The organism is Leptotrichia trevisanii DSM 22070 (assembly GCF_000482505.1).
Lineage (GTDB): Bacteria > Fusobacteriota > Fusobacteriia > Fusobacteriales > Leptotrichiaceae > Leptotrichia > Leptotrichia trevisanii.
Genome location: NZ_AXVL01000057.1, coordinates 1 through 8,845, shown reverse-complemented (window position 1 = coordinate 8,845; position 8,845 = coordinate 1). Strand labels below are relative to the sequence as shown.

Sequence of the window (8,845 nt, the reverse complement as noted above, 5' to 3'; positions counted from 1 at the left end):
CTGAGCAGCAAAAAATAATAGTAATTATGAAACAAGAATTGAAGGAGTGAAAAATGTTTAATAACGCTGTAAAAATTTTAATGGGAATATCAATGATTTCTTTTCTATCTTTTTCTAAAGGGGAAATTAGTTTTCAGAAACAATTAATAACTGAAAACAGTAAAAAAATAGAAATAATTGAAAATAATGAGAAAGATAATGCAATTAAAAATAGTAGAGATAGAGAAGAAAAAATAAGATATAAAATTGTAGAGTTTGCAAAAACTCAGATTGGAAAACCTTATGTATATGGTGCAACTGGAAATAACAGTTTTGACTGTTCCAGCTTTGTGCAGTATGTGTTTAAAAAAACATTGGGAATTACAATTCCACGTGTTTCGGCAGAGCAGTCAATATTTAAACCAAAATTACATAACAATATCAAGAAGGGGGACTTGCTGTTTTTTGAAACTTTGGAAAAAGGCAGAATTTCACACGTGGGAATGTATATTGGGAATAGACAGTTTATACACGCCAGTTCAAAAAGTAAAAGAGTAACTGTATCTCAATTTGCTGGATTTTATCAAGAGAAATTTAGATGGGCAGTGTCGATTATATAATATACTCGAACCCATTTAAAATTGAATTGCTAAAAATTATATAAACTTAGGGTTTGAGTAAAATAGTCATAACTTTTGAGTTCGGTTTTAAAGCAGTTTTACTATATGTAGGAGGAGATAGTATGGAAAGTAAAGTGATTCAACAATTTTTAGGAGAAATTGATGGTGTAAAATTTGACAAAGAAAATGTATATTATTCATCAGAACATATTTTATCTAAAATAGAGGAAAAATTTGGAAGTGTGTACAACAAAGAATTTGTAGAAGAATTGAGAGATACAATTAATACTTTAAATTTAAAATACGATGAGTTCAGTTTTGACACTTTGGAAAATGATTTTAGCAATTGCATAGATGAAGCTAATGAATTTAAAAATATAAAATTTACATATTATGGAGATGATTGGAAAATTGAAATGTTAAATGAAGGTATAGAAAATAACGAGTATTTAAAAACTTCTGAAAAGGAAAAAAACAGAAACGAAAATCAGAGGCAAAGTTTTTCTAAAAGTTTTTGGAATACTGATAACAAAGATTTAGAGAGATAAAAGATGTGGGGGAAAAAATGAAAAAATTAATAATAGCTGAAAAGCCGAGCCTTGCACGTAATATTGCAGGTGCATTAAATGTTGGAATTAATAAAGAAGGGTATATGGAAAATGAAAAATACATTGTCTCTTGGGCTTTTGGACATTTGTTTGAATTAAGGGACGTTGATGGATATATTGGAGAGAAGAAGAGATGGAGTGAAGTTAACCTGCCATTTTTCCCTGAAAAGTTTGAATTTGATTTAAAAAATGATTTAGGGATAAAGAAGCAGTATAAAATATTGAAAAACCTTATTAATAGCAAGGAAATTGACGAGATAGTAAATGCAGGGGATTCAGACAGGGAAGGGCAGATTATAGTGGATATTATTATTAATGCTGTAAAAACCGATAAAAAGATAAAAAGGTTATGGCTTCCTGAACAAACTGAAGAAACTATAAGGAAAGCTATAAATAATCTTGAGGATAATTTTAAGTATAGGAATTTGCATAACGAAGGGCTTGCAAGGACATATATGGACTGGCTCTTGGGAATTAATCTTACTAGATATATTTCATTAAAGGCAAATACACTTTTTCCAGTCGGACGTGTACTCATTCCAGTTATAAAATATATTTACGATAAAGATTTAGCAATTAAAAATTTTGTTCCTGAAAAATATTTCACTATTGAAAACGAAACTATGTGTAATGGAGCTTTGTTAAAACTTGTCTGTGATAAAAAATATAACCTTTTAGAACTTGAAAAAGGCAAAAGATATTCAAATGAGTTAAATAAATATAAAGGAATCGTAAAGGATATAACTGAAAAGGAAATTATTCTTAATCCTCCAAAACTTTTTTCACTTTCAAAATTACAAAGTAAATTATCAAAGGAAAAGAAAATGAGTTTTGCAAAATCGCTTGAAATTATACAGAAACTCTATGAAAAAGGGTATATTACATATCCTAGAACAAATACAGAGTATCTTGCTGAAGAGGAGAAAGAAAAAGTAAAAGAGCTTATAAACCTGTATTATGGTTATAAATTGGAATTTAAGGACAATAAAAAAATATTTGACAGTAGCAAGATTGAGAGCCACAGTGCAATAATACCGACTTTAAAAATTCTTGATATGAATAGTTTGGATTTGGAAGAAAAGATAATTTTTGAAACAATAAGAAATAGATTTATTTCTAATTTTTTAAAGGAGAAAACGATAATTAATCAAACAGAAGTAAAAATTGCTGTGGGAAATGAAATATTTAATTTAAAAGGAAAATCAGTAAAGCAGGAAGGATTTTTAAAATATGAAAATCAGAAGATAGATAATAAGTTGCCATATTTTGAAATTAATCAGAAAATTGATGTTGATTTTAAAGTTGTTGATAAATTAACCGTTCCTCCTAAAAAAGTTACTGAGGAAAATTTGAGCAACTATTTAAAAAATCCTTTTAGAAAAGAAAAACATCAGGAAGATGAGGGCGATACACAAGAGTATAGGGAAATAATGAAAGGTGTAGAGATTGGTACAGAAGCAACAAGAACTGGAATAATTGAGAATGCTAAAAAATATGGCTATATTATTCAGGAAAAGCAAAATTTTAGTATAACTGAAAAGGGAATAAAGTTAATTGAACTGCTAGATTTACTTCATATTAATCTTTATACAGAAAAAACTGTTGAATTTTCTATGCTTCAGAAAGATATTTATAATAATAGAAAAAATATAAACGATATTATTGAGAAAACTAAAAGTGAATTACAAAATATAATAAATCAAGATATAAGAGTTGAAAAATTTGAAAAGGAAAGGGAAGTTATTGGAAAATGTCCTAAATGTAACAGTAATATTTATGAGAACAGTAAAAGCTACTATTGTGGCAATTATAAAAATGGATGTAAGACATATCTTTGGAAAGAAGCAAGTTATTTTGGACAAAAAATAAAGGTAAGTAAGGATAATGCGAAAAAATTATTAAATGGAGAACAGGTTGTGTTTAAGATAAAAAGTAAAAGTGGAAAGGAATATAACGCACATTTTGGAATTGAAATAAATGGGGATTATTTGAACTTGCAAAGGAAGGATTTTATAAAAATAGAAAAATGATAATTAAAATTTTATATTAGGGGGAAGAAATGGGATATAAAATTCAAAATGTATTGGAAGATGCACACAAAAAAGTAAATGAAAATTTTAGTGAATATATTAACTATCTTCACGTTATGGGAAACAACTATAAATATTCTGCAATGGAACAGTTAAATATATTTTTTATTCGTCCTGAAGCTGTTGCCTGTGCAGAATATGACTTTTGGAAAGAAAATTTTAACAGGGTTGTGGAAAGAAATCAGAAGGGGATACCAGTATATAATATAAAGAATGGTAAAAAGAATGTAAGATATATTTTTGATGTTACACAGACAGTGTCCTTAGATAAAGGTAACGATGAAAAACCTAAACTATGGGAATTTAATAATAGAACTCATAAAGATGTTTTTGAAAGGATGACTGGAAAGTCAGATTTTGAAGAAGCACAAATGGAACTTATAAATCAGACAATGCTTGAAAATAGTAAATTAGACACTTTTAACTATAAAGATACAGAAGTTCTTGAAAGTTTTATAAAAAAATCTGTTCTGATTGTACTTGATCAAAGAATGGGAATTAAGAAAAAGAATATATTTAATGAAAAGGAAAAGGAAATTTATTCCTTATTCTCAGATTTTAGAACTATGGAACTAATATCATCAGAAATATCCAATGTGGCAAAAAAAGTTCTAATTAAAGTAAGCAAGGAAATTCAGAAAATAAATGATGAGAAAACTTTGGAAGAAAATAGTAAAATTGGGTATGATATAGAAAACGAAAAAAATGAGGAGGAATTGGAATATGCTGAAAAAGATGATAAATGGGAAAGAATATCTGATAGAGAACGGGATATACACCCCAATAGCGAAGGAAACATCTTACGAGCAGGCGGGAGGAACTTACAAAATGGTATTGATGGACAAGAAATTTCAAGTGTTGATTCCGAATCTGGAAGAAGAGGAAATAGACTTGAGCAGGCTCAACTCTTGGGGACGAGCGAGAATGAAATATCTGGAAGAAGAAAAATCGGAATTTTTGAAAAATCTTCTAATGATGGGAGAAGTTATGAAACATCTGCTTTCAGTTCAGAAGGAAGTGGAGGAATTTTGGGAAATAGAAAAACCCAAAATGATGAAAGCTATGGGATTAACCGAAGAATTAAAAGAAAAAGATCAAATGGAATGGGTAGGACTTATGAACAGCCTACTCTCTTCTCTCAGAGAAATAACTTACAATCAGATAATTTACAAGTAAAAAATAACGATATAATTACACAGAAAAACATTGACGATGTACTAAAGTCGTATAATAAAGCAGAAGCCATTTATAATTTTTTTCAAGATAACAGTTCAAAGGAAGATAGAATAAACTATTTGAAACAAGAATATGGAATAGGTGGATTTTCAATACCTGAACGTGGAGATTTTATTGATGATGCATTTTATACTTCTCAAAATATGAAATTATATAAAAATCATTTTAGTGATAATGAAGTCAAGATAGTTTTGTCTTGGGATAAAATAGAAAAAAGAATACAGGAACTTATAAACGAAAACCAATATTTTATTCCTGAAAAGGAAAAAGAAAATGTTATTGAGAATGATGAGATAATATATCCCTATATAAATGAAAGAAATATCGAAAATGACATTTCTAAAAACTTTAAAATTACTGAAGAAATACAAGCTGAAAAATTGCTACCATCAGAACGTTTAAATAATAATATTGAAGCCATAAAAGTTTTAAAGAATTTGAATGAGAGGGAAGCAACAGATGATGAAAAAATAATACTTTCCAAATATGTTGGATGGGGCGGACTGGCTGATGTATTTGATGAAAATAAAGGTGGACAATGGGAAGAAGCAAGAAATTTTTTAAAGGAAAATTTGACACAGGAAGAATACAGTAATGCCAAAACGAGCACATTAACAGCCTTTTATACTCCTAAAATAGTGATAGATTCCATTTATCAAGGAATACAGCAACTTGGATTTGAAGGCGGGAATATATTGGAGCCGAGTTGTGGTGTTGGAAACTTTATAGGTAATTTGCCTGATGAACTTGAAAAGTCAAAAATATACGGCGTAGAGCTGGACAGCATTAGTGGAAACATTGCTAAAAAACTTTATCCTGAAAGCAATATTCAAGTGAAAGGATTTGAAAAGGCAGAGTTTTCCAACAATTCATTTGATGTTGTAATTGGGAACGTTCCATTTGGGGATTTTAAGGTAATGGACAGGGAATATGATAAACAGAATTTTATGATACACGATTATTTTATTGCAAAATCATTGGATAAGGTAAAAAAAGGTGGAATAATAGCCTTTATAACTTCATCTGGAACACTTGATAAAAAAGATGACAGTGTAAGAAAATACATTGGAGAAAGAGCAGAGCTGCTAGGAGCAATAAGACTTTCGAATGATACATTCAAAGGCATTGCAGGAACAGAAGTAACATCAGATATTGTATTTTTGAAGAAAAGGGAGAATATAAATAAAGAAGAACAGGATTGGTATAAGGTTAAGTCTGATTCTGAAGGATTTATATATAATGAATATTTTGTAAATAATCCTGATATGATTTTAGGGAAAATGAAAGAAGTTAGCGGACGTTTTGGAAAAACATTAACCTGCATACCAAAAGAAAATGTCAATTTGAAGGATGAACTGCAAAGAGCAGCTAGAAATATAAAAGGAAGTTATGAAAAAACTCAAATTGAAGAAAAAGAAACAGTAATTACAGTTACAGATGAAGATTCTAAAATAAGAAATTTTTCATTTGTTAAAAAAGATAATGATATTTATTTTAAAGAAAATAATGAAATGATATTGCAAAATTTATCAGACAGAGATAAGGATAAAATAGCAAAATATATAGAACTGACGTCTTCATTAAGGAAAGTTATTCAGATTCAAAAAGATAATGAAACGGATGATGAATTAAAAATTGAACAGGAAAAACTAAATAGAATATATGATGGATTTGTTAATAAATATGGATATTTAAATTCAAGAGCAAACTTGCGACTATTTAATGAAGATTCCAATTATTCCTTATTATCCTCAATAGAAATATTTGATGAACATGGAAACTTTAAGAAAAAAGGTGATATTTTTTCAAAAAGAACCATAAAGCAGTCAAAAATTATAGATAAGGTAGATACTCCACAGGAAGCATTAATTCTTTCGGTATCCCAAAAGGCAAAAGTAGATTTTGAATATATGGAAAATCTTACTGGAATGAAAAAAGATGAGCTGATTAAAAGCTTAAAAGGGGAAATATTTCTTAATATAAATCAAGATTTTCAACAAGAATTTCAGTATGTAACGCAGGATGAATATTTAAGTGGGAATATAAGGGAAAAAATAAAATATATTGATGAATTTAATTCTCTTCCTAATGAAGAAAAGAACGGAATAAGTACTGAAATATTAAATTTTCAAAAAGAAAAGCTTCAGGAAGTAATGCCTAAGCCACTTGAAGCAAGTGAAATAAATGTCCGAATTGGAGCTACTTGGGTTCCTAAAAAATATGTAAAGGATTTTATTCTGGAAACCTTAAAGACACCGGCATATAAGAGTTCATACATTAAAGTACATTATTCTGAATACACTTCTGAATGGAGAATAGAAAACAAGAATATGGACAATGATAATTCGCTCGCTGTTATGACTTTTGGAACTGAAAGAGCAAACGCATATAAACTTATAGAAGATGCACTGAACTTGAGAGATACAAAAATTTTTGATTATGAAACAGACTCAGAAGGTAAAAGAATAGCGATTTTAAATAAAAAGGAAACAATGCTGGCAGGACAAAAACAGGACATTATTAAGCAGGCTTTTAAGGATTGGATTTTTAGGGATTTGGAAAGAAGAAATGAGCTGACTGAAATATATAACGAAAAATTTAATTCAATCCGTTTAAGAGAATATGATGGAAGCCATCTTACCTTTAATGGTATAAATCCTGAAATAAAATTAAGGCCGCACCAATTAAATGCAGTTGCAAGAACGCTATATGGCGGAAATACATTGCTTGCACATGTCGTAGGAGCAGGAAAAACCTTTGAAATGGTTGCTTCCGCAATGGAATCTAAAAGGCTTGGACTTGCAACAAAGTCAATGTTTGTAGTTCCTAATCATTTGACTGAACAGCTGGGAAGAGAATTTCTGGAACTTTATCAGGGAGCGAATATTTTAGTTGCAACTAAAAAGGATTTTGAACCAAAAAACAGAAAAAGATTTATTGGAAGAATTGCAACTGGAGAATATGACGCTGTAATAATAGGACATTCGCAGTTTGAAAAAATACCAATGAGCAAGGATTATCAGCAAAAACACATACAAAGTGAAATTGATGAGATTATAAAAAATATTCAGCAATTAAAGCAGGAAAATAATCAGAATTTTACTGTAAAACAACTTGAAGGAACGAAAAAGAAACTGGAAGTAAGGCTAAAAAAATTAAACGATGATTTTAAAAAGGATAATGTTGTTACATTTGAAGAACTGGGAGTTGACAAGCTATATGTAGATGAGGCACATTCATTTAAGAACTTATTTTTATACACTAAAATGCGAAATGTAGCAGGAATAGGACAGACTGAAGCATTAAAGTCATCGGATATGTTTATGAAATGCAGGTATATGGATGAAATAACAGGCGGAAAAGGAGTTGTATTTGCAACAGGAACTCCAGTTTCCAACACTATGTCTGAACTTTATACAATGCAAAGATATTTACAGTATGACGAACTTAAAAAACAAGGGCATCAAAATTTTGATTCGTGGGCAAGCACATTTGGAGAAACAGTTACAGCTATCGAGTTATCTCCCGAAGGAAATGGCTACAGAACTAAAACAAGGTTTGCGAAATTCTATAATCTTCCTGAACTTATGAACAATGTTAAACAGTTTGCAGATATACAGACTGCCGATATGTTAAATTTACCAACACCTGAAGTGGAATATAAAAAAGTATTGACGAAACCAACAGAGGAACAGAAATTAATATTAGAAAGCCTTTCAGAAAGGGCGGAAGAAGTAAGAAACAGAAATGTTGAGCCAACAGAGGATAATATGTTAAAAATTACAAATGACGGTAAAAAACTTGCACTTGATCAAAGACTTGTAAATGAAATGCTTCCAGATGATGAGAATAGCAAAGTAAATGCCTGTGTGGAAAATATTTACAATATATGGAAAGAAAGTATTGAAAACAAATCAGCACAGCTTGTATTTTCTGATATGTCTACTCCTAAAAATGACGAGAGTTTCAATATTTATGATGATTTAAAAGAAAAATTGATTAACAAAGGTATTCCTGAAGAGGAAATAGCATTTATTCATAATGCAAATTCCGAAAAGCAGAAGGATGAACTTTTTGCAAAAGTAAGAACAGGAGATGTAAGAATATTGCTAGGTTCAACACAAAAAATGGGGGCAGGTACAAATGTTCAGACAAAATTAATTGCACTTCACGACTTGGATGTGCCATGGCGGCCCTCAGATTTGGAACAGCGGGCTGGAAGAATAGTCAGACAAGGGAACGAAAATAAAAAAGTTGAAATTTATAGATATGTAACAGAAAATACATTTGATGCCTACTTGTGGGTGCGACA

Annotated in this window: 4 protein-coding genes and 1 pseudogene; all 5 read left to right on the top strand. The window is 29.8% G+C overall.

The features are described from left to right. The first annotated feature begins 53 nt into the window (after positions 1 to 53). Entirely contained in the window at positions 54 to 599 is a 546-nt protein-coding gene (locus K324_RS0108950) for a C40 family peptidase (RefSeq protein ID WP_026748848.1), read from the top strand. 122 nt (positions 600 to 721) lie between these two features. After that, on the top strand, positions 722 to 1,147 hold the full coding sequence (locus K324_RS0108945) for a hypothetical protein (protein ID WP_026748847.1): 426 nt from the start codon (positions 722 to 724) through the stop codon (positions 1,145 to 1,147). Between the two features lie 17 nt (positions 1,148 to 1,164). Continuing rightward, positions 1,165 to 3,237, top strand: a complete 2,073-nt coding sequence (locus K324_RS0108940; RefSeq protein ID WP_026748846.1) for a type IA DNA topoisomerase — start codon at positions 1,165 to 1,167, stop codon at positions 3,235 to 3,237. Between the two features lie 765 nt (positions 3,238 to 4,002). After that, positions 4,003 to 4,473: a TnpV protein gene (locus tag K324_RS16410; protein ID WP_345940151.1), complete on the top strand. Its 471-nt coding sequence runs from the start codon at positions 4,003 to 4,005 to the stop codon at positions 4,471 to 4,473. 224 nt (positions 4,474 to 4,697) lie between these two features. After that, positions 4,698 to 8,845: pseudogene (locus K324_RS0108935) on the top strand (Eco57I restriction-modification methylase domain-containing protein); the annotation flags it as partial.

Excerpts from the sequence above, each read along its gene's own strand:
- K324_RS0108950 (WP_026748848.1), top strand. The coding sequence starts at position 54 with ATGTTTAATAACGCTGTAAAAATTTTAATGGGAATATCAATGATTTCT.
- K324_RS0108945 (WP_026748847.1), top strand. The coding sequence starts at position 722 with ATGGAAAGTAAAGTGATTCAACAATTTTTAGGAGAAATTGATGGTGTA.
- K324_RS0108940 (WP_026748846.1), top strand. The coding sequence starts at position 1,165 with ATGAAAAAATTAATAATAGCTGAAAAGCCGAGCCTTGCACGTAATATT.
- K324_RS16410 (WP_345940151.1), top strand. The coding sequence starts at position 4,003 with ATGAGGAGGAATTGGAATATGCTGAAAAAGATGATAAATGGGAAAGAA.